The 23,977-nt window shown below is 73.1% G+C and carries 15 protein-coding genes; 7 read left to right on the plus strand and 8 right to left on the minus strand.

The window, feature by feature from the left end:
- Nucleotides 1-3: 3 nt before the first annotated feature.
- From ADK86_RS18335 to ADK86_RS18350, 4 genes are all read right to left on the minus strand, one after another.
- Nucleotides 4-1,620: a sensor histidine kinase gene (locus ADK86_RS18335; protein ID WP_053697544.1), complete on the minus strand. Its 1,617-nt coding sequence runs from the start codon at nucleotides 1,618-1,620 to the stop codon at nucleotides 4-6.
- Nucleotides 1,621-1,691: 71 nt separating this feature from the next.
- On the minus strand, nucleotides 1,692-2,384 hold the full coding sequence (locus ADK86_RS18340) for a response regulator (RefSeq protein ID WP_053697545.1): 693 nt from the start codon (nucleotides 2,382-2,384) through the stop codon (nucleotides 1,692-1,694).
- 156 nt (nucleotides 2,385-2,540) lie between these two features.
- The gene (locus ADK86_RS18345) at nucleotides 2,541-4,187 is read right to left on the minus strand and encodes a M4 family metallopeptidase (protein ID WP_053697546.1); all 1,647 of its coding nucleotides are present in this window, start codon (nucleotides 4,185-4,187) and stop codon (nucleotides 2,541-2,543) included.
- 281 nt (nucleotides 4,188-4,468) lie between these two features.
- On the minus strand, nucleotides 4,469-6,733 hold the full coding sequence (locus tag ADK86_RS18350) for a M4 family metallopeptidase (protein WP_053697547.1): 2,265 nt from the start codon (nucleotides 6,731-6,733) through the stop codon (nucleotides 4,469-4,471).
- A gap of 623 nt (nucleotides 6,734-7,356) precedes the next feature.
- Between ADK86_RS18350 and ADK86_RS18360 the strand changes: the two genes are divergently transcribed.
- From ADK86_RS18360 to ADK86_RS18375, 4 genes are all read left to right on the plus strand, one after another.
- Nucleotides 7,357-7,863, plus strand: a complete 507-nt coding sequence (locus ADK86_RS18360) for a DinB family protein (protein WP_053697549.1) — start codon at nucleotides 7,357-7,359, stop codon at nucleotides 7,861-7,863.
- Nucleotides 7,864-7,932: 69 nt separating this feature from the next.
- Nucleotides 7,933-8,826, plus strand: a complete 894-nt coding sequence (locus ADK86_RS18365) for an RNA polymerase sigma-70 factor (protein ID WP_053697550.1) — start codon at nucleotides 7,933-7,935, stop codon at nucleotides 8,824-8,826.
- A gap of 54 nt (nucleotides 8,827-8,880) precedes the next feature.
- On the plus strand, nucleotides 8,881-9,984 hold the full coding sequence (locus tag ADK86_RS18370) for an NAD(P)/FAD-dependent oxidoreductase (RefSeq protein ID WP_053697551.1): 1,104 nt from the start codon (nucleotides 8,881-8,883) through the stop codon (nucleotides 9,982-9,984).
- A gap of 134 nt (nucleotides 9,985-10,118) precedes the next feature.
- Entirely contained in the window at nucleotides 10,119-11,642 is a 1,524-nt protein-coding gene (locus tag ADK86_RS18375) for a carboxylesterase/lipase family protein (protein ID WP_053697552.1), read from the plus strand.
- A 419-nt stretch (nucleotides 11,643-12,061) separates the two neighbouring features.
- Here ADK86_RS18375 and rox read toward each other — a convergent pair whose 3' ends face one another.
- The 4 genes from rox to glgX all read right to left on the minus strand — a co-directional run bounded on the left by rox (nucleotide 12,062) and on the right by glgX (nucleotide 19,926).
- Nucleotides 12,062-13,489, minus strand: coding sequence for a rifampin monooxygenase (rox, locus tag ADK86_RS18380; RefSeq protein ID WP_053697615.1), 1,428 nt, complete (start codon nucleotides 13,487-13,489; stop codon nucleotides 12,062-12,064).
- Nucleotides 13,490-13,696: 207 nt separating this feature from the next.
- A complete protein-coding gene (locus tag ADK86_RS18385; protein WP_053697553.1) occupies nucleotides 13,697-15,727 on the minus strand; it encodes an ABC transporter ATP-binding protein in 2,031 nt (676 codons plus the stop codon).
- Nucleotides 15,724-17,610: an ABC transporter ATP-binding protein gene (locus ADK86_RS18390; RefSeq protein WP_053697616.1), complete on the minus strand. Its 1,887-nt coding sequence runs from the start codon at nucleotides 17,608-17,610 to the stop codon at nucleotides 15,724-15,726. The genes ADK86_RS18385 and ADK86_RS18390 overlap by 4 nt, the downstream gene beginning before the upstream one ends.
- Before the next feature lie 81 nt (nucleotides 17,611-17,691).
- Nucleotides 17,692-19,926 (minus strand): glycogen debranching protein GlgX, encoded by a 2,235-nt coding sequence (glgX, locus tag ADK86_RS18395; RefSeq protein WP_053697617.1) that lies wholly within the window; start codon nucleotides 19,924-19,926, stop codon nucleotides 17,692-17,694.
- A gap of 346 nt (nucleotides 19,927-20,272) precedes the next feature.
- Between glgX and ADK86_RS18400 the strand changes: the two genes are divergently transcribed.
- From ADK86_RS18400 to ADK86_RS18410, 3 genes are all read left to right on the plus strand, one after another.
- The gene (locus ADK86_RS18400) at nucleotides 20,273-21,592 is read left to right on the plus strand and encodes a L,D-transpeptidase (RefSeq protein WP_234345920.1); all 1,320 of its coding nucleotides are present in this window, start codon (nucleotides 20,273-20,275) and stop codon (nucleotides 21,590-21,592) included.
- Nucleotides 21,593-21,814: 222 nt separating this feature from the next.
- Entirely contained in the window at nucleotides 21,815-23,038 is a 1,224-nt protein-coding gene (locus ADK86_RS18405; RefSeq protein WP_234345924.1) for a L,D-transpeptidase, read from the plus strand.
- Between the two features lie 81 nt (nucleotides 23,039-23,119).
- Nucleotides 23,120-23,887, plus strand: a complete 768-nt coding sequence (locus tag ADK86_RS18410; protein WP_053697554.1) for an enoyl-CoA hydratase/isomerase family protein — start codon at nucleotides 23,120-23,122, stop codon at nucleotides 23,885-23,887.
- Nucleotides 23,888-23,977: the final 90 nt, after the last annotated feature.

Genomic DNA, 23,977 nt, shown 5'->3' on the forward strand with positions numbered 1-23,977 from the left:
CGTCTACTTGAGCGCCGGCCGGTCCCGGCGGTGGACGACGCCCTTCGTCACCAGCCGCCCGTCCGCGAAGCACAGTTCATAGGCCGTGTCGTCGGTGTACGCGCGGTAGCCGTAGTAGCGGCAGGTGCGGCCGGGCGGCGGCGCCGGCGTGCCGTCCGGCGGTACGTCCAGGGAGAAGAACGGCAGCCGTGCCTCCACCGCCGTCCGGTCGTCGCCGACGCGCAGTTGCTCGTACGTCCCGCGGTCCAGCACCGACCACGACGGGCTGATCAGCGCGAAGACGCCCATGAGCAGCAGCAGTCCGGTGAACAGCGCGGCCGGCACGGCCACGGTCTGCACCAGCCGCCGCCGCACCTGGCGCCGGGCGGACGCCAGTTCCCGCTGCGACACGCTCCACCGGGAGCTGTCGCCGGGGCCGCGCACCGGCGCCCGGCCGGTCGTCGGCAGCCGCGCCGCGACCTCGAACCCGCCCTCGGGCGTGGGCCCGGCGCGCAGTTCACCGCCCGCGAGCCGGACCCGTTCGTCCAGTCCCACCAGCCCGTTGCCGCCGGAGACCAGGGCCGCGGACGGCGCCGTACCGGGCGGGGGCGGGGCGTTGGTCACCGTCACGTCCAGCCGCCGCCCCTCGCCGGTCAGCCGTACCTCCACGGGCGCGCCGGGCGCGTGCTTCGTGGCGTTGGTCAGCCCCTCCTGGACCACCCGGTACACGGCGCGCACGCCCATGACCGGCATGGCCTCCCCGCCCGCCCCCGGCGCCCCGGCACGCCGCAGCGAGACATCGAGGCCGGAGGCCCGGGCGCGTTCGACCAGGGCCTCGACACTGTCGTCGGCGGGCAGCCGGGACGGCTCGGCCCGGTCGTCGGTGCGCAGTACGCCGATGATGTCCCGCAGATGCTCGGTGGCCGCGCCGGCCGCGGCGCGCAGTTCGCCGACCGCGGCCCGCTGGTCCGGCGCCAGCCGCGGATCGACCTCCAGGGCCCCGGCCCGCAGGGCGAGCAGCGCCAGTTCGTGGCCGAGCGAGTCGTGCATGTCCCCGGCGATCCGGGCCCGTTCGCGCAGCCGGGTGCGGTCGGCGACGGCCTGCTGCTCGTGCTCCATCCGCTCGGCGAGCTGCCAGCCCGTACGGACCAGGGCCGCGTACTGGCGGCGGTAGCGGCCCAGCAGCCATGGCAGGACGATGTTGAACAGCAGCGTGAGCACCGCGGTGAACCACGGCCACATGTTGTGGACGAGGACGACGCACAGCGGCAGGACGACGGCCGCGACGCCCGCGAAGAACCAGAGGGAGGCACGGGCCCGTTCGACCCGTACCCCGGCGAGGTACGCCAGGACGGCGAGGGCGGCGGTGTACTCGAACGTGAACAGGTTGCGGCTCGTGGCGAGCGCCAGCGCGACCGGTACGGCGAGGGCCACGAGCGGCCACCTCCGGCGCATCGCCACCGCCGCCGCCAGCAGCGGGATGCCGATCGCCGCGGTCCGCACCCGGTCCTCGGGCGCCCCGTCGAAGGCGGCGGTGAGCGGTACGGACAGGGCCGCCCAGAGGCAGACGTCCAGCAGCCGGGCGGCCCACCGGGGGCGTTCGGCGGCGGGCGGCGCCGGGCGCCGGAGACGAGTGAGCATGCCGTCAGCTTCGCCGACCGGACCCGTCCGGCGCCCCTGACGAAAGTAAGGAAAGCGCCGCCGGGCGCGGCTCAGGCGTCCTGGACCAGCCCCGCCTCGTACGCGAGGATCGCCGCCTGCACCCGGTTCCTCAGGCCCAGCCGGGCCAGGATGGCGCTGACGTACGCCTTGACCGTGCCCTCGACGAGGTGCAGCCGCGCGGCGATCTCCGCGTTCGACAGCCCGGCGCCGACCAGCGCGAGCACCTCGCGTTCGCGGGCGGTCAGCTCCTCGGTACGGGACCGCGCCGCGGCCGCCTTCCCCAGCGCCGCGCCGCCGCCGAACTGGCTGATGACGCGCCGGGCCACGGACGGCGAGAGGTACGCACCGCCCTCGGCGGCGGCCTGGACCCCGGTGATCAGTTCGCGCGGGTCGCCGGTCTTGAGCAGGAAGCCGCTGGCACCGGTGCCGAGGGCGCCGGCCACGTACTCGTCCTCGGAGAAGGTCGTCAGCATCACCACGGCGGTCTCCGGCAGTGCCTGGCGCAGTTCGGCCGCGGCGCCCAGGCCGTCCAGCCGCGGCATCCGGATGTCCAGCAGGCAGACGTCGGGCCGGTGCCGCAGCGCCAGTTCCACCGCCGCCCGCCCGTCGGCCGCCTCCGCGACCACCTCGATGCCGGGCGCGGCACCGAGGATGGCGCGTACTCCGGCCCGGATCATCGGCTCGTCGTCCGCCAGCAGCACCCGAACGGACCCGCCGGGCCGCTCACCCCCGAGTTCAGTCATGCGGTCACCCTAATCACCGGCCCGGTCGCGGCCGCCCCGGGGCATATGGAAGGGCGGTGTCCGAAGGGAGGTTGGGAGCCTCCGGACACCGCCCGGTCGTGGGGGCGCGCTGCCCCGGGTGGACCGGCCGCCCGTCAGGTCCGGCCGGTGCCGTGCTTACTTCACCGCGACGCCCGTCCAGGCCGCCTCGACGCCCTTGACCTCGGCGCTGTCCTTGCCGAACAGGTCGGTGGCCGCCTTCACGGTCGCCTCACGGGCGCCCTTGTAGTCGGTGTTCGAGGTCATGTACGTGGTGAGGGCCTTGAACCAGATCTTCTCGGCCTTGTCCCGGCCGATGCCCTCGACCTTCTTGCCGTCCGCGGTCGGGCTGTCGTACTTGACGCCGCCGATCTCCTTGGCGCCGCTGCCCTCGGACAGGAGGTAGAAGAAGTGGTTGGCGATGCCGGAGGAGTAGTGCACGTCGACGTTGCCGGCTTCCGGGGTCCAGCTGTCCAGGGACTGGCCGTCCTTGGAGGGCTTGTCCATGTAGCGCAGCGGCTTGCCGTCACCGGCGATGTCGATCTTCTCGCCGATCAGGTAGTCGCCGGCGTCCTCCTTGTTCTTGGCGAAGAACTCCACGGAGGTGCCGAAGATGTCGGAGGTGGCCTCGTTCAGGCCGCCGGACTCGCCGCTGTAGGTGAGGTTGGCGGTGGCCGAGGTGACGCCGTGGCTCATCTCGTGTGCCGCGACGTCGATCGAGGTGAGCGGCTTCTTGTTGCCCTCGCCGTCGCCGTACGTCATGCAGAAGCAGCTGTCGTCCCAGAACGCGTTGGCGTAGTTCTGGCCGTAGTGGACGCGCGAGGTGGCGCCCTTGCCGTCGCCCTTGATGCCCGCGCGGCCGTGCACGGTCTTGTAGTAGTCCCAGGTCAGCTGGGCACCGTAGGCGGCGTCGACGGCGGCGGTCTCGGGGTCGTCGGCCTTGCCGTTGCCCCACTTGTCGTCCTTGTTGGTGAACAGCTTGCCCTCGCCGCTCTGGCTGCCGTTCAGGTTGAACGTCGAGTGGCCGCCGCGCGAGTCGTCGGTCAGCTCGTAGCCGTCGCCGCCCTTCTTCGTACCGATCTCGACCGAGCCGCTGTAGGCGCTGGTGCCCGCGCCGTTCTCGATGCCCTGGTACTGGAAGAGCTTCTTGCCGGTGTTGGCGTCGGTGATGACGTGCAGCTGGTTGGGCGTGCCGTCCTTCTGGAAGCCGCCGACCACGGTGTCGTACGCGAGGACCGGCGTGCCGGAGGCGGCCCAGACGACCTTCTTCGGCGTCACGGCGGCGGCCTGCTTGGCGCCGAAGGACTTGGCGGTGCCCTGCGCGGCCTGCGCGGCAGCCTTCGGGGCGACCTTCGGGGTGGTGGAGGCGACGGCGATCTTCGCGCTGTTGGCCTTGGTGGTGCTCTTGACCGCACCGCCCTTGGCGCGGTGCACGATCAGGTCGCCGCCGAGGACCGGGAGTCCGGCGAAGGTGCGGTCGTAACGGGTGTGGGTGGTGCCGTCGGCGTCCTTGACGACGTCCTTGACGACGAGCTTCTCCTGGGCGCCCAGGCCCAGTTCCTGCGCGGTCCGCGCCTTGGTGGCGCTCGCGTCGCGCAGCAGCTCCGCGCGGTGCGAGGCGGTCATCTTGACGGGCGAGGCCGCCGCGGCGCCGGTGGTGGTTCCGGAGGGCGCCGTGGGGGAGGCGCCCGCGGTACCGGCCGTGACGGCCGCGGCTATCAGGGCGCCGGCCGCCGCCAGGGAAGCGCCGGTGATACGTGCTCTACGGGAAATGTGGGGGGACACGCGTACTCCTTCGACTTTGCCAGGGTGGGGGTGCAAAGCGATGCGGGCTGTGACTTGAGGGGGAAGACTGCCATTCGAACGCGTGCATGTCAGGACGCGGTCGCGAAGTTGGCTGGAATTCGTCCGTAGAGCGAACATCACTGTTCGTATAGCGGAGTTGCACCCAACGGAACGGGCGCCGCCCCCTGGGAGGGAGCGACGCCCGGTGAACTGCTCGGTGGTGGCCGGCGGTTGGCCGCATGCGGCCCGCCCTCAGGTCGGCACGCTGCCGTCCGGTTGGCTCAGAACGTCAGCTTCCAGCTGTTGATGTAGCCGCTGTCCTGCTGGTAGACGTCCCGCACCCGCAGGTTCCAGGTGCCCTCCGCCTTCTCGGAGGAGGCGTTGACGGTGTACGTGGCCTTCACGTTCTCCGCCGAGTCGGCCGCGTTGGAGTTCTTCAGCCGGTAGGCGGTGCCGTCCGGGGCCACCAGGTCGATCACCAGGTCGCCGCGGTAGGTGTGGACGATGTCCACGTCCACCTTCAGGGCGCTCGGCGCGTTGCCCGCCCGGGTGACCTTGATCGGCGAGTTGACCGCGCTGCCCGCGTCCGGGATCTGCACGTCGTCGGTGTTCTCGAAGACGTCACCGCCGCTGGCCGGGTTCACGGTCCAGGTGAAGCTGGTGGTGCCGGTCTTGTTGGCGGAGTCGGTGACGGTGACCGTCACATTGCTCGTGCCCGCCGTGGTCGGGGTGCCCGAGATCAGCCCGGAGTCCTGGTTGATGCTCAGTCCGGCCGGCAGCCCGGTGGCCGCGTACTTCAGCGCGCCCGCGTTGCTGCTGGTGGCCTTGATCTGCAGGCTGGCGGGCTGGCCGACGGTGCTGGTCTGGTTGCCCGGGTTGGTGACGCTGACACCGGAGTCCGGGACGCGCTGGCCGACGTTGACCGCCGCCCAGGTGTTGGCGACCGTGTTGTACGTGGCGCTGCCCTGGCCGAACAGCTCGGCCGCGGCGGACAGGGTCGCGGTGCGCGCCGCGGCGTAGTTGGTGTTCGCGCTCATGTACTTGGTCAGCGCCGAGAACCAGATCTTCTCGGCGTTGGACCGGCCGATGCCCGGCACCGGCAGATTGTCGTAGGTCGGGCTGTCGTAGTGGACGCCGTTGATGTCCTTGGGCCCGCTGCCCTCGGCCAGCAGGTAGAAGAAGTGGTTGGCCACGCCGGAGGAGTAGTGGACGTCGATGCCGCCGATGCCGGAGTACCAGTAGTCCTTGGAGCGGCCGTCCTTGCTGGGCTTGTCCATGTAGCGCAGCGGCGTGCCGTTGCCGTTGATGTCGATGGCCTCGCCGATGAGGTAGTCACCGACGTCCTTGGGGTTGTTGGCGTTGAACTCGACGGCGGCGGCGAAGATGTCCGAGGTGCCCTCGTTCAGTCCGCCAGGCTCGCCGCTGTAGGTGAGGTTGGCGGTGGCCGCGGTGACGCCGTGGGTCATCTCGTGGGCCGCGACGTCGATGGAGGTCAGCGGCTTGACGTTGCCGCTGCCGTCGCCGTACGTCATGCAGAAGCAGCTGTCCTGCCAGAACGCGTTGACGTAGTTGTTGCCGTAGTGCACCCGGCTGTACGCGCCGACGCCGTCGCCCCTGATGCCGCTGCGGCCGTGCACGTTCTTGTAGTAGTCCCAGGTCAGCGCCGCGCCGTAGTGGGCGTCCACACCGGCGGTCTGGGCGTTCTGCGGGGTGCCGTCGCCCCATACGTCGTCCGGGTCGGTGAACAGCGTGCCGGTGCCGGAGGTGCCGCGGTTGAGGTTGTAGGTCTTGTGGTTGCCGCGGGTGGTGTCGGTCAGCGTGTACGAGGGCGCGGTGCCCAGGGTGACCTGGCCGCTGTACATGCTGTTGCCGGTGCCCTCCTGGACGCCCTGCCACTCGGCCAGCTTCTCACCGGTGGTGGCGTCGGTGACGACGTGCAGCTCGTTGGGTGTGGTGCCGTCCTCCTGGACGCCGCCGACGACCGTCTCGTACGCGAGGAGCGGCTTGCCGTCGGCGACCCAGACGACCTTGCGCGGCTCCCGGGCGTCGGACTTCTTGGCGCCCTGCGCCTGCGACGCCTTGAGGGCCTTCTGCTCCGCCGTGGCGGGCTCGACCTTCGCGGTGGTGGTCGGCACGTCGAGCTGCGAGCGCACCGCCTTGGTGACGCCGCGCACCTTCCCGTCCGCCTTGTGGACGACCAGGCCGCCGCCGAGCACCGGCAGGCCCGCGTACGTGCGCTCGTAACGGGTGTGCAGACTGCCGCTGACGTCCTTGACGACGTCCCTGACGACCAGCTTCTCCTTCGGGCCGAGCTTGAGCTGCCGGGCCGTCTCCGCGGCGCCGGCCGTGGCCGCCCGCAGCAGTTCCGCACGCTGCGCCGGGGTCAGTTTCGCGGGCAGCGCGCCCGGGTCGGGCTGCGCGTGTACCTGGCCGGGCCGGGGTGTGGCGGCCGTGCCGGCGCCTGCTTGCACGCTGACGGTCAGCATCGCGGCCATGGCGACCACGGCGCCGGTCGCGACGGCGCGCCGATGGGGGGTGCGTCTCACACTGACTCCTTCTGCGGTGGCCGCGACCGAGGGGGTGCGACCGAGGGGGACCGGGCGGCCCAGTGGCCGTCCGGGCAGAGCGAGGCAGAACACGTGGAACGTGTGGGGGGGGGGCACCAGGTGCGGGTGGGCCGGGCGCTTCGAGCGACGAGCGGGCCGCGGTCGCGGAGTGGTGCGTTGTGGGGCTCCGCGCAACGGATGCGGGGAAGCGTGCCACCCGGGTGGCCTGATTGTCAGGAGCCGGTCAAGACTTTGGCCGGAAACCGTCCGTAGAGCGGGGGGCCGGGTCCGTATACAGGACGTGACCGTACGTCCAGCCCCACCGGCCCCGCACGCCCGTCCCGGCCCCGCCGGAGTCCGCCGCCCCGCCCGGGAAGCGGCCGATCAGCAGGTAGCCGCCGCCCCCGCCCACCCGCCCGGCCCCCGCGCCCCGGGGCATATACACGTTCCGTACGCCGCCCGACTCCCGGCACGGGGGCCAGGCACTGACTTCGGCCACCCGCGGAACCCCCTCGCGCGTACGGAAAGCGGATGCGGCGGCACGGCACGGCGGGCAGGATCAACGCGGCCGGAAGGACCTTACGAATGCCCCGGCGCCCCCGGAAGAAAGGGCCTGACACCACATGACCACCGAACGACCCCGCCCGCCGATGCGCGCGGACGAGCGCGAAACCCTGCGCGCCTACCTCGACTTCCACCGCGCCACGCTCGCCATGAAGTGCGACGGCCTCTCCGACGAGGAACTGCGCAGCCGGTCCATGCCGCCGTCCACACTGTCCCTGCTCGGCCTCGTCCGGCACCTGGCGGAGGTGGAGCGCACCTGGTTCCGGCGGGTGATCAACCAGGAGGACATCCCGCTCGTCTGGTCCCCGGAGGGCGACTACCAGGCGGCGTACGACCCCGGCCGGGCCACCCGCGCCGACGCGTTCGACGCCTGGCGCACCGAGGTCGAGCACGCCCGCCGCATCGAACGCGCGGCCCCCTCCCTGGATGTGACCGGCCACCAGCCCCGCTGGAACGCCGATGTGTCCCTGCGTGTCGTCATGCTCCACGTCACCCTCGAATACGCCCGCCACAACGGCCATGCCGACCTCCTGCGCGAGGGGATCGACGGGGTGGTGGGGGCCTGAGGGGAGCCCGGCGCCGGCGCGCGCCGACCCGGCCGTACCGCCCCCGGCCCGGCCTGGCATCCTGCCGACGTGACCACCGAAGCCACCGCGGAGTTCGAGGCGCACCGGCCCCGGCTGTTCGCGCTCGCGTACCGGATGCTCGGTTCGGCGAGCGAGGCCGAGGACGCCGTGCAGGACGCCTACCTGCGCTGGAGCGCGGCCGACGCCTCCGCCGTCCGCACCCCGGCCGCCTGGCTCACCAAGGTCGTCACGAATCTCTGTATCAACCGGCTCACCTCCGCCCGCGCCCGGCGGGAGCGGTACGTCGGCCCCTGGCTCCCCGAGCCGGTCCTCACCCACACCGCGGACCGGCGGCTCGGCCCGCTGGAGACCGCGGAACAGCGCGAGTCGGTGTCGTTCGCGCTGCTCACCCTGATGGAACGGCTCACCCCGGCCGAACGCGCGGTCTTCGTCCTGCGCGAGGCATTCGGCCACAGCCACCGGGACATCGCAGAGGTCATCGGCGTCGGGGAGGCGTACTCGCGGCAGTTGCACCGTCGCACCCGGGAACGGCTCGGCGGCTCCCCGCGCCGGCACTTCGCCGTGGACGCCGCCCAGCGCGCGAAGCTCGTCGAGCGGTTCTTCGCCGCCACGCTGGACGGCGATGTGGCCGGCCTCGAACGGCTGCTCGCCGACGACGTGGTGGCCTGGGCCGACGGCGGCGGCCGGGCGACCGCGGCACGCCGGCCGGTCACCGGGCGTGCCAAGGTGCTCCGCTACCTGCTGGGCCTGGGCACCCGGCCCGAAGCGGCGTCCGTCAGGGCCGAGTTCGTCGAGGTGAACGGCGAACCGGCGGCGCTCTTCCTCGTGGGCGAGGACCTGCTCGCCGTCGTCGTACCGGAGACCCACGAAGGACACATCGTCGCGGTCCGTACCGTCCTCAACCCCGACAAGCTCGCCTTCGCCGCAGGTCAGCTCATGTGACTCGCTTCACCGCCCGGATTGTCACGCCTCCGCCCGCCCGCCGGTTCAGGAGGCATGACACATCACATCGTGGTCCTGGGAGCCGGGTACGCCGGACTGTCCGCCGCCAAGGGCATGGCCCGCAGGCTGCGCCGCCACGGCGTACGCATCACCCTGGTCAACGCCGTCGGCCACTTCGTCGAGCGGGTCCGGCTGCACCAGCTCGCCGCGGGGCAGCGGCTGGCCGACCGGCCGCTCGGCGCCCTTCTCGCCGGTACGGACATCGACCTGGTCGTCGCCCGGGTGACCGCCGTCGACGCCGCCGCCCGTACGGTCCAGGTCGACTCCGCCCCGTACACCCTCGCTTACGACACCCTCGTCTACGCGCTGGGCAGCGGCGCCGACACCACCGCCGTCCCCGGAGCCGCCAAGCACGCCCATGCGGTGGCCACCTACCAGGACGCGGTACGGCTGCGTGCGCGCCTGGCGGGCGGGCGGGGGCCGGTGGCCGTGGCCGGGGCCGGGCTGACCGGCATCGAGGCGGCAACGGAACTCGCCGAGGCGCACCCGGGGCGCGCGATCCACCTGATCACGGACGGCGAGCTGGGGGCCGAATTCTCGGAGCGCGGCCGGCGCCACCTGCGCGGCGCCCTGCACCGGCGCGGCATCGCCCTCCGCGAACACACCCGCGTCCGCGAGGTCGCCGCACACGGGCTGGTGCTCGCCGACGGCGGCGAGGTCCCGGCCGAGACGGTCGTCTGGGCAGCCGGGTTCCGCGTCCCGGACCTGGCGCGCGAGGCGGGGCTCGCCGTCGACGCGCGCGGCCTGATCACGGTGGACCCGACACTGCGCTCGCTCTCCCACCCGGAGGTCTTCGCGGCGGGGGACGCGGTGGCGGCATACGGACCGGACGGCACCGCCTCCCGCATGTCGTGCCAGACCGGACTGCCGATGGGCGGATACGTCGCGAAGAGCGTCGCCGCCGCACTCACCGGCACCACCGTCAAGCCGCTCCGGCTGCGCTACGTCTGGCAGAACATCAGCCTCGGCCGTCACGACGGCCTCACCCAGTTCACCCGGGCCGACGACAGCCCGGTCGCCGCGGTGCTCACCGGCCGCGCCTCGGCCCGCTTCAAGGAGGCCGTCACCAGGGGGACGGTGCTGGCGCTGCGCCGCTGAGCCGGGCCGGGGCGGGTCATCCGGCCTCCCGTAAATCGCTGGCGCGGCGCCGGGAGGCGGCGGGACCATGCGGAGCGTCGGGGCCGTCGCACACCTCTGCGCCCGCGCTCCGTCCGGCCGGAGGGGGAGTCGTGATGACCGGTGCAGTGGCGGAGCCGTCCGGGCCCGAAGTGCGTACGCAGGCCGGAACCGTGCGCGGCAGCCGGGAAGCAGACGTGGCCGTCTTCCGCGGCATTCCCTTCGCCGAACCGCCGGTCGGGGAGCTGCGGTTCGCCGCGCCGCGGGCGGCTCGCGGCTGGGACGGCGTACGACCGGCCCTCTCCTACGGGCCACCGCCCCCGCAGGGCGGCCACTTCGGCATGGAGGCACTGTCGCAGGACGCTGCCGACGACTGGCTGACGCTCAACGTCTGGACGCCCGAACCGGGGCCGGGCGCGGGGCTGCCGGTGATGGTGTGGATCCAGGGCGGCGCCTACACGATCGGCACGTCGGCCCTGCCCGAGTACGACGGAGGGCGCCTGGCCCGGGCCGGTGCCGTCGTGGTGACGTTCAACTACCGCGTCGGCCCGGAGGGCTTCGGGCAGTTCGCCGGGGCGCCCGCCAACCGGGGCCTGCTCGACCAGATCGCCGCCCTGGAGTGGGTGCGGGACAACATCCGGGCCTTCGGCGGCGCCCCGGACCGGGTCACGGTCTTCGGTCAGTCGGCGGGCGCCGGGTCGGTCGCCGCGCTGCTGGCCATGCCGCGTGCGGCCGGACTCTTCGGCCGGGCCGTCGCGCAGAGCGTGCAGGGCACGTTCTTCTCACCGGAGCTGGCCGCCGACATCGCCGCCGCCTGCGCCGCCGAGCTGGGGCGCAAGCCCACGGTGGGCGACCTGCGCACGGTGGCACCGGCCCGGCTGTCCGCCGCGTGTGACGCGGTCGGCGCGACGATGGACCGGCACGCGTCGCGCTGGGGCGCCGTCGCCCACCGCACCATCCCGGTCGCCCCGGTCGTCGAGGGCGACACACTGCCGGTCACCCCATGGCAGGCCGTGGCCGACGGCGCCGCCCGGGGCATTCCGCTCCTCGTCGGCCACACCCGCGACGAGCAGCGGCTGTTCACCGTGATCGACGGCCTGCTCGGCCAGGTGTCGCCCGAGCAGGCCGCGACCGCGCTGCGCCGGTTCGCCCCCGGCCCGGACGGCGCACGCCGTTACCGCGACGGCTTCCCGTCCGCGAGCCCCGACGAGCTCTACGAACGCGTCCAGTCCGACTGGCTGTTCCGCATGCCGAGCCTCCACCTCGCCGAGGCCCAGGCCGCCGCCGGGGGCCGTGCCCATGTCTACGAGCTGACCTGGCCGGCGCCCGGCATGGACGGCGTCTTCGGCGCCTGCCACGGCCTGGACGTACCACTCGTCTTCGGCAACCTGGAGCGCGGCCAGCCAGCCGTAATGATCGGCGACGGTCCCTCCCCGGAGGCGGAAATACTGTCGGCCCGGATGCGCGCCGCGTGGACGGCGTTCGCCGCCGACGGCGACCCGGGCTGGCCCGCGTACGACGGCGACCGGCGCCTGGTCCAGCTCTTCGACACCCGCCCGGCCGTCACCGCGTACCCGGAGGAGACCTCCCGTCTCATCTGGGAGGACCACACGTTTTCCCCGATCGCGCTGCGGCACTGACGTACGGCCCGGCCACGGGACACCGGCCCGACCGGGGCGGTCGAGGGGAGCGGCCAGGTGCCGGTGGAAGTCCGCGCGGAGGGGGGGCGGGTCGCGGCCGGTCCGTGCGGCCGCCTGCCGCAGGCCAGCTTACGGGGCGCCGATGGGCTGTGGGCAGCGGGCGGCATGGCCGAGGAGCACGTCGATGCCGCGGGGCCCTCCGGTGACGACTGCGCGTGCGCCGTGCAGCGCGAGATCCGCGCCCGGATCGGGGAGCGAGGCGGGGACATGGGGCCTCGTCGGACGGCAGGCGGTGCCCGGCGTCCCTCGACAGAAAGGCGCCGAGCGCCTGCACCGGAAGGGCGTCAACGGGCAGTGGGCCGCAGCCGCGCGGGCGCACCGGTCCGGGGAGGACCGCCCGCGCGGCGACGGCCCCGCGCTCAGCTGCCGGCCGCGCCGAACCACTTCGGCAGCGCGGCTTCCAGCTCCCGCTGATCCTCACCGGCCCACGCCACGTGCCCGTCCGGCCGCAGCAGCACCGCGGGCACGTCCAGCTCCTCGCTGACGTCCACGACGTGGTCGACCCGGTCCGCCCAGCCCGCCACCGAGAGGCGGCCGGTCTGGTCGAGCAGCAGGCCGCGGCCGCGGTGCATCAGCTCGTAGAGCCGGCCGCGCTTCAGGGCCACGTCCCGCAGCCGCCGGCCGAGCAGTTCATGGCCCTCGCCGAAGTCGTAGTGGACCGACACCGCGGTGATCTTCTCGATCAGGTACCGGTTCACCTCCTCGAACTCCATCAGCTCCGCCAGCAGCCGGCGCATCGACCGAGGACCGGGCTCGGTGGACATCAGCAGCACCTGCGCGCGGGTGTTGTCCAGGACGGCGGCGGCCACCGGGTGCCGCTCGGCCTCGTAGCTGTCCAGCAGCCCTTCCGGCGCCCAGCCGCCGATCTCGGCGGCCAGCTTCCAGCCGAGGTTGAACGCGTCCTGGATGCCCAGGTTGAGGCCCTGACCGCCGGTCGGCGGGTGGATGTGCGCCGCGTCCCCGGCCAGCAGCACCCGGCCGTCCCGGTAGCGCTCGGCCTGCCGGGTGGCGTCGCCGAAACGGGAGAGCCAGCGCGGCGAGTGCACACCGAAGTCGGTACCCGCGGTCGCCCACAGCTGTTGCTTGAACTCCTCGAACGTCGGCGGGACCGTGCGGTCCTCCGCCACCCCCGCGGCGGGCACGATCACGCGGTACACCCCCTCTTCGAGGGGCATGGCACCGAACCACAGCTGCGTCTTGCGCACCTCTGTCATCACGGCCGTCAGCTCGTCCTGCGACGCGGTCAGCGCCATCTCGCCCAGCAGCGTGTCGCGCCGGCTCGGTTCGCCGGGAAAGCCGATGCCGAGCAGCTTGCGCACCGTGCTGCGCCCGCCGTCACAGCCCACGACGTAGCGCGAGCGCACCTCGCCCCCACCGGCCAGCTCCACGGTCACCCCGTCCGCGTCCTGGCGCAGCCCGGTCACCTCGCAGCCGCGCCGGATCTCGGCGCCCAGCTCGGTGGCGCGCTCGGTCAGCAGGCGCTCGGTGGCGGTCTGCACGATGCCGAGGACGTACCCGTGCGCGGTGTCCATCCGCTCGGGCCACGCCTTGCTGATACCGGCGAAGAAACCGCCGACCTCGTACCGCTTGCCGAGCGCGAGGAAGCGCTCCAGCAGACCGCGCTGCTCCATCACCTCGATGCTGCGCACGTGCAGGCCGAGCGCGCGGACCACCTTGGTCGGCGCCGACTCCTTGTCCAGTACGAGCACGTCCACGCCGTGCAGCCGCAGTTCGGCGGCCAGCATCAGACCGGTCGGCCCGGCACCGGCCACGATCACGTCCCTCACGGAAACCCCCATGCCACACGCCGGCAAAAGCGTGCGTATTTCGCGAACCCGCTTTTTCCGCGGGTTCTGCCCTAGGGCGACGATTCTGCGGCAGCACCGGGGTCTTGCCGCAAGCCCCCTGGTGTGCTATAGGTTAGTAGTGGCAGGGAGAGGTGGTTCTCCTTGCCTTTTTTCGTGCCCGGGTGGCGTCGGGCCACCACCCGCTAGTCACACCACGCTCTCCCGCCACGCCTCGTGCAACTCCGCGAACCGGCCCTGGTTCGCGATCAGTTCGGCGGGGGTGCCGTCCTCCACGATGCGGCCCTCGGACATCACCAGGACCCGGTCGGCCGTCTCGACCGTGGACAGGCGGTGGGCGATGACCACGGCCGTACGGCCGTGCAGGACCGTGTCCATGGCGCGCTGGACCGCGCGCTCGCCGGGGATGTCGAGCGAACTGGTCGCCTCGTCGAGGATCAGTACGGCCGGGTCGGCGAGCAGGGCGCGGGCGAAGGCGACCAGCTGCCGCTGGCCGGCGGAGATCCGGCCGCCGCGCTTGCGTACGTCGGTGTCGTACCCGTCCGGCAGGGCCATGATGAAGTCGTGGGCGCCGATGGCGCGGGCGGCCCGCTCGATCTCCTCGCGGGTGGCGTCCGGGCGGCCGATGGCGATGTTCTCAACGACCGTGCCGGAGAAGAGGAACGCCTCCTGGGTGACCATCACCACCGCGCGCCGCAGGTCGGCGGCGGACAGGTCGCGGAGGTCCACGCCGTCCACGCGGACGAGACCATCCGTGGGGTCGTAGAACCGCGCCAGCAGCTTGGCCAGCGTGGACTTGCCGGCGCCGGTGGAGCCGACGACGGCGACCGTACGGCCCGCGGCGAGCGTCAGGTCGAAGCGCGGCAGCACCTCACCGCCGGTGCGGTAGGCGAAGCGGACGCCTTCGAAGGTGACCTCGCGGCCCGGCCGCGACCCGGGCCGCTCCGGCAGCGGCAGCGGATCGGCGGGCTCCGGGACGCTCGGGCGCTGGGCGAGCAGTCCGGCGATCTTCTCCAGTGAAGCGGCGGCCGACTGGTAGGAGTTGAGGAACATGCCCAGGCGGTCGATCGGATCGTACAGGCGGCGCAGATACAGCGCGGCGGCCGCCAGGACGCCCAGCGCCAGGCCGCCGGAGGCCACGCGGTACGCGCCCCACAGGACGAGCGCGGCCACCGCGATGTTGGCCACCAGGCGCGAGGAGACCACATACCGGGCCATTTCCAGTATCGCGTCGCCGTTGACGCGCTCGTGGCGGCCGTTCAGCCGGGCGAAGGCGGCGTCGTTGGGGCGCTCGCGCCGGAACGTCTGCACCGGCCGGATGCCGTTGATCGTCTCGGTGAACTTCACGATCACCGCGGCCATCGCCGACGACTTCTCGCCGTAGACCCGGCCCGACCGGCGCCGGAAGGAGCGTACGAGCAGGTAGAGCGGCCCGGCGGTGGCCACGGCCGCGGCGCCCAGGCCCCAGTCGAGGTAGAGCAGCGTCGCCGTGATGTAGACCGTGGCCAGGACGATGGAGACGAGCTCCTGGAGACCTTCGTTCAGCAGCTCGCGCAGCGCCTCCACGTCGGTGGTCGCGCGGGAGATCAGCCGGCCGGAGGTGTAGCGCTCGTGGAAGTCCAGGCTCAGCGCCTGGCCGTGCCGGAAGATCCGGCCCCGCAGGTCGAGCAGGACGTCCTGGCTGATCCGCGCGGCGAGCCGGATGAAGACGTACTGGAGGCCGCCGGAGGCCGTGGCGCACAGCAGATAGGCCGCGGCCACGATGATCAGCGGGCCGTGCCGGCCCTCGCGCAGGGCGGGCACGGCGTGGTCGATGGCGAAGGCGACCAGCAGCGGTCCGGCCTGCACGGCGGCCTGCTGGAGCAGGAGGAGGACGCTCGCCACCCAGACACGGCGGGTGTGCGGGCGCAGCAGCGACCCCAGGAGGGAGCGGGAGGCACCCTTGGCGGTGGGCAGGACGTCCTGTTCGAAGGGGTCGGGACCGGCGGCGGCCGGGGGCGGGGCGGACGGCCGGGGCGCGGCGTCGTCCTTCGGCGCCGGGCCCGTGGTCGTATGGCGGTCGTTGTCTGTTGCGTTGTCCGTGGTTGTACGCCTGTCGTTGTCTGTTGGGCTGTCCGTGGTCGTACGGCTGTCGCTGCCCGATGTGCCGCCCGTGGCCGTACGGCCGTCGTCGTCCGATGCGCCGCCCGTGGCCGTACCGGCGTCCGTGCTCGTCGTCATCGCACGCTCTCCCCTTCGCGCCGGACGGCGCTCCCGTCGTCGGCGGCACCGGACATCAGCGCCGCGTACTCGGCGTTCTCCCGCAGCAGTTCGTGGTGGGTGCCGAGGGCGGCGATCCGCCCGCCGGACAGCAGCGCCACCCGGTCGGCGAGCAGGACCGTGGACGGGCGGTGCGCCACGACCAGGGCGGTGGTGGTCGCCAGCACCTGCCGCAGTGCGGCCTCGACCAGCGCTTCCGTGTGGACGTCCAGCGCCGACAGCGGATCGTCCAGGACCAGGAAGCGCGGCCGGCCGACCACCGCGCGGGCCAGCGCGAGCCGCTGCCGCTGCCCGCCGGACAGGCTCAGCCCCTGTTCGCCGACCTCGGTGTCACGGCCGTCGGGCAGCGCGTCCACGAACCCGTCGGCCTGGGCGACGCGCAGCGCCCGTACGAGGTCGTCCGGACCGGCGTCCGCCCCGCCCATCAGGACGTTCTCCGCCACGGTCGCGGAGAACAGCGTCGGCTCCTCGAACGCCACCGCCACCCGGCCGCGCAGCTCGTCGCGGGTCAGCGTCGTGATGTCCGTGCCGTCCAGGGTGATCCGGCCGCCGGTGGCGTCGTACAGCCGGGGGACGAGCGCGGTGAGCGTGGTCTTGCCGCTGCCGGTCGCACCGACCAGGGCCAGCGTCTCGCCGGGCCGGATGTGCAGGTCGATGCCCTGGAGGGTGGGCGGGGCCCCGGCGGGCGCGTCCGGATAGCGGAAGGTGACGTCGTGGAAGGCGAGGCCCGCCGTTTCGGGGCCGGGGGCGGCCGGCACCGGTCTTCCGCCGGGCGCCGCGCGTACGTCGTCCCGGTCGGCCACCGGCGCGTCCAGCACCTCGAAGTACCGGTCCGTGGCCGCCGCCGCGTCGTTGCTCATCGCCAGCAGGAAGCCGATCGACTCCACCGGCCACATCAGGGCCAGCGCCGTCGACAGGAACGCGACGAGGGTGCCCGCGGACAGGTCGCCGTCGGCCACCTGGACCGTGCCGAGCACCAGGGCCGCCCCGATGGCCAGCTCCGGCAGCGCGTTGATGAAGGCCCACAGGGTGGCCAGCAGCCGGGCCTTGCGCAGCTCGGTCGTGCGCAGCCGGGCCGTCAGCGCCCGGAACGCGCGAGCCTGGCTGCGGTGCCGCCCGAAGCCCTTGATGATCCGGATGCCGAGGACCGACTCCTCCACGACCGTGGTCACGTCGCCGACCTGGTCCTGGGCCCGGCGCGCGGCGATCGCGTACCTCGCCTCGAAGACCGAGCAGAGCGCTATCAGCGGCACGATCGGCGCCAGCAGCACCAGCCCCAGCGACCAGCGCTGGACCAGCAGGATCACACAGCCCACCACGATCGTGGTGGCGTTGACGAGCAGGAACGTCAGCGGGAACGCCAGGAACAGGCGCAGCAGTTGCAGGTCCGTGGTGCCCCGGGAGAGCAGCTGGCCGGAGGCCCAGCGGTCGTGGAAGGCGACCGGCAGGCGCTGGATGTGCCGGTACAGGCTGTCGCGCATCGCGGCCTCGACGCTCGCCAGCGGGCGCGCCACCAGCCACCGCCGCAGCCCGAACAGGCCCGCCTCCGCGAGGCCGAGCAGGAGCAGATACCCGCCGCCCAGCCACGCCCCGGCCGGGTCCCGCTCCGCGATCGGCCCGTCCACCAGCCACTTGAGGACGAGCGGGATGACCAGTCCGATACACGACGCGAGGATCGCCACGAACGCCGCCGTGAACAGCCGCGCCCGCACCGGCCGGACGAACGGCCACAGCCGTAGCAGGGAGCGCACCGCGGAGCGCCGGGGCTCCGGGTGCCGCGCCGTCACGGGGTCGCGGGCGGGATCGTCGGTTCGGGGACTCGTCGCCTTCGCTGTCTCGGCCATCAGCACCGAGAGTACGGCTCGCCACTGACATCGCTCACCGGGTTTTCGCCGGTACGCGTGGGGGAGTTGGGGCGTGAGGTGTCAGTCCGCCACCACGCGCAGCAGCAGCACCGACCGCTCGGGGACGGCGAGCCGCATGCCGGCGGGCAGCGTGGTCCCGGGCGGCCCGTCCTGGTCCTCGCGGGAGGTGTCGACGACCAGTTCGTACCCGTCGGCCCAGGGCGGCCCGGGGAGCGTGAAACCGGCCGGGCGGTGGCCGGTGTGCAGCACGGCGAGGAAGCTGTCGTCGATGATCGGACGGCCCTCGGGGTCGCGCTGCGGGATGTCCGTGCCGGAGAGGTACATGCCGAGCGACGGGGTGGGCGCGTACCAGTCCGCCTCGGTCATCTCCGTGCCGCGCGGGGTGAACCAGGCCAGGTCGCGCAGGCCGTCGGGGCGCTGCGGGCGGCCGGAGAAGAACGCGCGGCGGCGCAGTACGGGGTGGTCGCGGCGCAGTGCGATCAGCCGGGACGCGAGCGTGGCCAGCGCGCGCCAGCCCGGGTCCTCCAGGAGCGACCAGTCCACCCAACTGATGTCGTTGTCCTGGCAGTACGCGTTGTTGTTGCCGCCTTGCGTACGGCCCATCTCGTCGCCGGCCACGAGCATCGGCACGCCGGTGGACAGCAGCAGCGTGGTGATCATGTTGCGCAACTGGCGGCGGCGCAGTGCCCGGATTCCTTCGTCGTCGGTCTCGCCCTCCGCGCCGCAGTTCCAGGAGCGGTTGCCGTCCGTGCCGTCGCGGTTGCCCTCGCCGTTGGCCGCGTTGTGCTTGTGCCCGTACGAAACCAGGTCGCGCAGGGTGAAGCCGTCGTGCGAGGTGATGAAGTTGACCGAGGCGTACGGGCGGCGGCCGCCCCACGCGTACAGGTCGCTGGACCCGGAGAGCCGGTAGCCGAGGTCGCGCACGTCCGGGAGGGCGCCGCGCCAGAAGTCGCGCACGGTGTCGCGGTAGCGGTCGTTCCACTCCGTCCACAGCGGCGGGAAGGCGCCGACCTGATAGCCGCCGGAGCCGACGTCCCAGGGCTCGGCGATCAGTTTGACGCGGCGCAGCACCGGGTCCTGGGCGATCACCGCGAGGAACGGCGAGAGCATGTCCACGTCGTGCATGGAGCGGGCCAGGGCCGCCGCCAGGTCGAAGCGGAAGCCGTCCACGCCCATCTCGGTGACCCAGTAGCGCAGCGAATCGGTGATCAGTCGCAGCACGTTGGGCTGGACGACGTGCAGGGTGTTGCCGCAGCCCGAGTAGTCGGCGTAGCGCCGCCCGCCGTCCGCGAGCCGGTAGTAACCCCGGTTGTCGATGCCCCGGAAGGACAGCGTGGGGCCCAGTTCGCTCGCCTCGGCCGTGTGGTTGTAGACCACGTCCAGGACGACCTCGATACCGGCGTCGTGCAGGGCCCGTACCATCCGCTTGAACTCGCCGACCTGCTGGCCGCGGGTGCCGGTGGCGGCATAGGCGGCGTGCGGCGCGAAGTACCCGATGGAGTTGTAGCCCCAGTAGTTGCGCAGGCCGCGCCGCAGCAGATGGTCCTCGTGGGCGAACTGGTGCACCGGCAGCAGCTCGACGGCGGTCACGCCGAGGCGGGTGAGGTGGGATATCGCGGCCGGGTGCGCCAGGCCCGCGTATGTGCCGCGCAGCTCCTCCGGGATGCCCGGGTGGCGCATGGTGAACCCGCGTACGTGCAGCTCGTACAGGACCGTGTCGGACCACGGCGTTTTCGGCCGCCGGTCGTCCATCCACTCGTCCCCGCCGTCCTCCGGGTCCGCGTCGCCGACGACGACGCCCTTGGGGACGTACGGGGCCGAGTCGCGGTCGTCGCGCACGGTGTCGGCGACGTGCTGCTGCGGCCAGTCGCGGACGTGCCCGTACACCTGGGCGGGCAGCGTGAACTCGCCGTCCACCGCGCGCGCGTAGGGGTCCAGGAGCAGCTTGGCCGGATTCCAGCGCGCGCCGGTCCACGGGTCCCAGCGGCCGTGCACGCGGTAGCCGTAACGCGTGCCCGGCCGGACGCCGGGCAGGAAGCCGTGCCAGATCTCGTGCGTCAGCTCGGTGAGCGCGTGCGGCGTTTCGCGGCCCTCGTCGTCGAAGAGGCACACCTCCACGGACTCCGCGCCGCCCGCCCACAGGGCGAAGTTGGTGCCCGCCACGCCGTCGGGGCCCGTCCGGAAGCGGGCCCCGAGAGGCTGCGGGCTGCCGGGCCGGACCGGTACGGGCGGTGGCGCGGCGCGGATGTCCGCGTCCGGCGCGGCGGACGGGCCGGCCTCCCGGGCGGGAGGCACGCGGACCCGGTGGCCGTTGACGGGCGCGGCGCCGTGCCCGGTCTCCGTGCCGTTGGCGGCGTCCGGGCCCTCGGTGCCCACGGGCCGTGCCGTACTCCCGGGGCCGCCGCGGCCGTGCTGTGCGCCGCGCCCGCCGTCCTCGCCCCGCACGTCCGATACCGACTCCTGCTCGGGTGCGCTCGACACAGGGCAGCCTCCCGCGGCTCGGGCTCGGTCGGACGGGCCCGCGCGGCGTCCCGGCCGCACACCCGGCCCGTCCTCCCCTGGGTTCTTCCCGCAACGGGCCGCCGCCTCACGTTTCCTCCGCGCCGGGGGCCTCGTTGATCTGTCCGTGACCTATCGCGGCGTGACATATCGGGACATGGGGCGGCGGATTCTCGTACGGCGGCCTTCCGGCCGTACCCCCACCGTGCCGGCGCCTTCGGTACGGCGTACGGCAGGGGCCCGGCCGACCCGCGGCGGCCGGGCGCCGTCCCCGGTGACGGCCGCGGCCCTGACCCTCGCCGTCCTGACGGCAGCGGCGGCGCTGGCCGGCTGCGGCCTCACCGACGTGGTGGCCGGGGGGAAACCGCGCTCTCCCGAGGAGGCGATCCGGGTGTCGCCGGACGACGGCACGAAGGACGTACGGCCCACCGACCGCGTCGTGGTGCGGGTGCCGGACGGGCGCCTGGAGCGGGTCGCGGTCAGCCGTATCGAGGACGACGGGAGCAGCCCCGTGCCGGGCCGGATCGCCCCGGACGGTCTGAGCTGGCGCCCGTCCGGGCACGCCCGCCTGGTACCGGCCGCCCGGTACACGGTGGACGCGGTGGCGCTGGACGGGCACGGCCGCCGGTCCGCCCGCCACACCACCTTCACCACGTACGTGCCCCCGCACCGCCTCGTGGGCTTCTTCACGCCCGAGCACGGCGCCACCGTCGGCACCGGCATGATCGTCTCGCTGGAGTTCAACCGGCCGGTCGCCGACCGCGCGGCCGTCGAGCGCGCCGTCTCGGTCACCGCCCGGCCCGCCGCCGGGGTCACCGGGCACTGGTTCGGCGCCCGCCGCCTCGACTTCCGGCCGCGTACCCGCTGGCGGCCCGGCACGCAGGTCACGATGGACCTGCGGCTGCGCGGCGTACGGGCGGCGCCCGGCGTGCTCGGTACGCAGCGCAAGACGGTCCGCTTCAGGATCGGCCGGGATCAGACCAGCAGGGTTGACGCGGCGGCGCACACGATGACGGTGTGGCGCGGCCGACGGCGGCTGGCGACGCTCCCGGTGACCGCAGGAGGCCCCGGCAGCCCCACGTACAACGGGAAGATGGTGATCCTGGAACGGCACCCGGTGACCCGCATGGACGGGGACACGGTCGGCTTCGGCGCCGAGTACGACATCCCGGACGTGCCGCACGCCCTGCGCCTGACCACCTCGGGAACGTTCCTGCACGGCAACTACTGGGCGCCCCCGCGCACCTTCGGCGGGACCAACACCAGCCACGGCTGCGTCGGGCTGCGGGACATCCAGGGCGGCGGCCCCGACACCCCGGCCGGCTGGTTCTACGAACGGTCGCTGGTCGGCGACGTGGTGGAGGTCGTGAACTCCCGGGACCGCGAGGTCGCGCCCGACAACGGGCTCGGTGGCTGGAACATGCCGTGGCAGGAGTGGCGCGCGGGCTCCGCGCTGCCGTAGAGGCACAGAAGAACGGGGAGCGATCCGGCCGACTTCGGGGCGAACCGGACCCCCTTTCGTGCCATCCCGCCTCACGCCTACCACTTGAGGCCGAACGGTGACATCGCCGGGTGAAGCCACTGTCGGTGCGGTGTGGTTACCTATCGGCTGAGCGTGCGTGGGTAGATAGACGCGTACGGGGGATTGCGGGCCGGGCGAGGGAAAAAGGGGCCAGTCGTGAACGTGCAGCAGGGTCAGCCGGTGACGGGGGCGCGACGGGCGGGGCCGCGCCGGAGCGGCGGGGTGCTCGCGCTGCTGCTGGCGGCGCTGCTGATACTGGTCACCGCCTGCGGAGGCGGGGACGAGGGCAAGGGCGGCGGGACCGACCCGGAGAAGCAGCCCTCCCAGGCCAACGTGACGATCACGCCCAAGGACGGCGCCAAGGACGTGGCCACCGACGGCGGCCTGAAGGTCAGCGCCTCGCGGGGCCGGCTGACCTCGGTCAAGGTCGTGGACGACAAGGGCGCCCCGGTCGCGGGCAAGCTGAGCGGCGGCTCGGTCTGGCAGCCCACCGGCAAGCTGCGCGCTGCCACGACGTACAAGGTCGACGCCGTCGCGGTCGACGACCAGCTGCGCGAGTCGGCCCGGCACGCGACGTTCACCACCCTGGTGCCCAAGAACACCTTCGTCGGCCGGTACGTCCCGGAGGACGGCCAGACCGTCGGCGTCGGCATGCCGGTCTCCGTCAACTTCACCCGGGGGATAACCGACCCGGAGCGGATCGAGCAGGCGATCAAGGTCACGGCCGAGCCCGCGGTGCCGATCGCGAGCCACTGGTTCGGCAACGACCGCCTCGACTTCCGCCCGGAGAAGTACTGGAAGCCCGGCACCAAGGTCACGCTCAGCATGGACCTCAAGGGCGTCGAGGGCCGGCCCGGCGTCTACGGCACCCAGACCAAGCGCATATCCTTCACGATCGGCCGCAGCCAGATCAGCACGGTCGACGTCAAGGCGAAGGAGATGTCCGTCGTCCGCGACGGCAAGAAGATCAAGACGATCCCCGTCACCGCGGGCGGGCCGGGCACCGAGACGTACAACGGCCAGATGGTGATCAGCGAGAAGCACGAGGTCACCCGCATGAACGGGGAGACCGTCGGCTTCGGCGGCGAATACGACATCGCCGATGTGCCGCACGCGATGCGCCTGTCCACCTCCGGCACGTTCATCCACGGCAACTACTGGTCGGGACGCTCGACGTTCGGCTCCCGCAACGCCAGCCACGGCTGCGTCGGCCTCTTCGACCAGCGCGGCGGCGGCGACAGCTCGACCCCGGCCGCCTGGTTCTATGCCAACTCCCTCATCGGCGACGTGGTCACGGTCGAGAACTCCCACGACGAGACGATCGCCCCGGACAACGGCCTGAACGTATGGAACATGTCCTGGGACAAGTGGCGGTCCGGCCGGTAGGGCCGGGTGCGGGGCGGGCGGCCGGTGCCTTGACCGAAGGGCGCCGGTCCGCGCCGCGTTAACGCGGACTAACCTGCCCCCATGACTGTGAACTTCGAGGTCGCCGAGGGCGTCGGCACCATCCGCCTGGACCGCCCGCCGATGAACGCACTGGACGTCGCCACCCAGGACCGGCTGCGCGAGCTGGCCGAGGAGGCCACCCGGCGCGACGATGTGCGCGCCGTCGTCGTCTGGGGCGGCGAGAAGGTGTTCGCCGCCGGTGCGGACATCAAGGAAATGCAGAACATGGACCACGCGGCCATGGTCCAGCGCTCCAAGGCCCTGCAGGACTCCTTCACCGCCATCGCGCGCATCCCCAAGCCGGTGGTCGCCGCCGTCACCGGGTACGCGCTCGGCGGCGGCTGCGAGCTGGCGCTGTGCGCCGACTTCCGGATCGCCGCCGACAACGCCAAGCTGGGCCAGCCGGAGATCCTGCTCGGCCTGATCCCGGGCGCGGGCGGCACCCAGCGGCTGGCCCGGCTCATCGGCCCGTCCAAGGCCAAGGACCTGATCTTCACCGGCCGCCAGGTGCGCGCCGACGAGGCGCTGGCCATCGGTCTGGTGGACCGTGTCGTGCCCGCCGCCGAGGTCTACGAGCAGGCGCACGCCTGGGCGGCCCGGCTCGCGGCCGGTCCCGCCATCGCGCTGCGGGCCGCCAAGGAGGCCGTCGACGCGGGCCTGGAGACCGATATCGACAACGGTCTGACGATCGAACGCACCTGGTTCGCCGGCCTCTTCGCCACCGAGGACCGGGAGACCGGCATGCGCAGCTTCGTGGAGGAGGGGCCGGGCAAGGCCAAGTTCCGCTGACACTGCCGTTGTTGACGGGGCCCCTGAGGTTCGGCGCCGATGGCCGGTGCCTCGTGCGGGCGAATCGCGGGATGTGCCGCGACGCCCCGG

This window comes from Streptomyces sp. NRRL F-5755 (assembly GCF_001279365.1).
Lineage (GTDB): Bacteria > Actinomycetota > Actinomycetes > Streptomycetales > Streptomycetaceae > Streptomyces > Streptomyces rimosus.